The following is a 2860-nucleotide window of genomic DNA, read 5'->3' on the forward strand; positions in this document are numbered from 1 at the left end:
ACGTGTACCCGTTTGAGAGAAATTCACGATGAACGTAGACTCACTGCATATACAACCGTCTCGACCTCAAGAATTGCGACGTCGAGAGACTGCGGGTACCCGGGACTGAACTCCGGTCAGCTTTTTACGCCGGTCGGCGCGTTGAGACGCCCCTCCCCCGTCATCCGCCCGACCTTCCTCCCGCCTGCCGTCCCGGCCGTGTACCGGCATTTTGCGGCCTCATCCGCACGGACGAGCCGCCTACCCAATCGGCAACGAAAGGATTCCTGTCCGCCCGCGTTCGCCGTTCCGCCCGCAGATTTGAGTGTTCACCCCGCATACAGCCGCCCGGAAGCGGTTTTCACCGAAGGCCTCCACCCGTATTCCAACACCCACTTCCGTATGCGCCCGACGCCCCGAAACCTCGGCGCCACAGGTGCGCCAACGGCACGGTTCGTATATCCAAAACGCCATGTTAAAAACACGGCCATCGGACGACCGGCGCCAAAACAACACCAGAACTCAAACCGAAACAAGAACTTCCACAAGGTCCGAAACCCCATTTGCAACACTTTTTCGGACGCCGATATGACACTCAAGACCTGCGCCCCAAGACGACCAAGCTCCGTCAGACCGACGCCTTCCGCCTCTCGCTCCTGGCGGCGCTCCTCCCCGTTCTGCTGCCGGCCGCCCAGGCGGAAGCCGCCGAGGGCGGCATCGCCATCGAAAACTGCGCGGATTCCGGCGACCTACTGCCGACGGCCGCCCGCACCCGGCCGCACCCGCGGCACATCGCTTTTCAAGTGATCCTGAAAGGTGGATAATTTCGGCGTTCGCAACACCGTTTGCAGACCCCTCGATAATGCGCTAAGCACTTGATTTTTATGAACTTCACCCCCCCCGAGAGCACTCTTCCGCTCTCTTCCCGGCGCTGACCAAAGGCCATTTCGGCGTCACGAAGGTGTTCGGCCTGGGCCGCAGACCGCTCTTCACCGTGGTCCGGACTCGAACCCGCAACGAACTCCATCTGATTCGCCGCGGCGGTAAGTCATGCCGTCTTCTCACCTGGCCGCTCTCGTCGAAGATCCGTCGTGCCGAGCTTCTCAACGAAGGCTTTGACGCGGCGAATCTGCACGAACTCCGGACAATCGATCCGGCCCGAACGGTCGTCCTCTTCGTCTTCGACTTTCTTCATGAAACCGGGGGCGTGGAGCGCCGCGTCGAACTGTTCCTTGACCGGCTCTCCGCGCGCGGCATCCAACCCGTCATCGTCGCGGCGCGCCACGACTACGCGCCTCTGCAGAAATATCCCTGCCTGCGGCTCATCCCCGGCGCGCCCAACGCCGCCTGGAAGCTTCTCCAATTCGTCCGGTGGTCGGGCGCCAAGGTCGTGGAATTCAACCTGAAGTCGCCCAAACTCGCCCACGACGTCGACATCAAGGCACTCCGGCAACTCGTCCGTGTAGGCTGCATGCTCCACGGCCGGGAGGATACGACGCAGGAGTTTTTGGACCGGCTCGACTACCGTTGCACGGTCTTTTCGCGCTCTTCGGGCTTCGAGCGGCTCGTCAAGCTCCCGAACATCGTGACCTTTCCGGACGCGTGTCCCGCGTTCGACCCGCACGCCGACACGGCGCTCTACGTCGGCCGCATCGACTCGGAGAAGCTTCCCACCATCCGTAACTTCATCCGGATCTGCGAACGGCTCGGCGTGCGCTTCGAGATCGCCGGTCCGGTCACGAGTCCCGGCTCCAGACCCGTCGGCAGGTTTCTCCCGACCGTCCCGCCCGACGCGTTGATCGGCCCCATCGACACGCGCGCCCACCTGCAGGCGTACGGCTCCCGCTACCTCTTCGTGGCGGGCGTGGGCCAAGTCCCTCTGGAAGCGGCCGCGGCCGACCTTCCGGCGCTCATTACGCCTCACGACCCCACGCCCGAGCGGGCCATGTTTCTCGATGCGGAGAACCAGGAAGTTCTCCGCGACTGGAACTGCGTCATCAACCGCATCCCGCGTCCGCTCACGCCCGGCAACGTCGACGCCTTCGCCGAGGCCGTCCGTCTCGCGCGGCAGGGCGACCCGGAGGCGCTTCGCCCCTTCCGGATCCGCGGGGAGCTTGAACGGACGCTCTCGGCGGACGCCGTTCTGGACCGATACCTGAAGGAGATGCTCGGGACGCCCTGATCCACGCACAGACCCGGCCCGCCTCCACGCCCCGCCTTCCGCCCCTCCCCCAATTTCGGATTCGGAAAAAGGCTTTTTACCAACCGGCCGCATCGAAAGGGACTTTCCCCCAAAGTCCCCGGTTTCCGGGCGTCCCGCCTTCCCTCAAGGTGGTTTCCCTACCTATACTTCGGCCCAATGACCACACGGACCACACGGGCGCGGCGCTTCCCCGCCGCCCCCGTCCACCCGTTTTTGACCGATCCGGAGCGCCCCGCTCCGGCCCACCCGAAAGGAACAGAGAATCATGCTTCGCCGCACTTTCGTCAAGGCTTCGGCCGCCCTCGCGTTCGCCGCCACCATCACCATGCCCGCCTTCGCCGCCACCGCCGGCCAGGACTACCAGGTTTTGGAGAAGCCCCTTCCCGGCGGCGAAGGGAAGATCGTCAAGATCTGGTCCTATGACTGCCCCTTCTGCTTCAAGTACGACGCGGGCGTCGACCCGAAGGTGATGCCGGGGGCCGAGCAGGCCACCGGTCTTCACTTCGAGATGATGCACCTTGAAACCAAGGGCAAGTTCGGCCGCGCCGCGAGCGAATTCCTCGCCTACTGCCAGCTCGAAGACCAGAAGGCGGGCGTCACGTCGGTTGAAGACGCCAAGAGCCTCTACAAGAAGGCGAAGGACGCCTGGTACCAGGCCTACCACAAGAAGGGCGAACG

Annotated in this window: 3 protein-coding genes; all 3 read left to right on the plus strand. The window is 64.0% G+C overall.

Going from position 1 to position 2860, the window contains the following annotated elements:
* Positions 1 to 542: 542 nt before the first annotated feature.
* On the plus strand, positions 543 to 803 hold the full coding sequence (locus tag HMPREF9440_RS02465) for a hypothetical protein (protein ID WP_008541171.1): 261 nt from the start codon (positions 543 to 545) through the stop codon (positions 801 to 803).
* A gap of 137 nt (positions 804 to 940) precedes the next feature.
* Positions 941 to 2161, plus strand: a complete 1221-nt coding sequence (locus HMPREF9440_RS02470; protein WP_008541172.1) for a glycosyltransferase family protein — start codon at positions 941 to 943, stop codon at positions 2159 to 2161.
* 286 nt (positions 2162 to 2447) lie between these two features.
* On the plus strand, positions 2448 to 2860 hold a 413-nt coding region (locus HMPREF9440_RS02475; RefSeq protein WP_008541173.1), incomplete at its 3' end, for a thioredoxin domain-containing protein.

This window comes from Sutterella parvirubra YIT 11816, assembly GCF_000250875.1.
GTDB classification, from domain to species: Bacteria; Pseudomonadota; Gammaproteobacteria; order Burkholderiales; family Burkholderiaceae_F; genus Sutterella; species Sutterella parvirubra.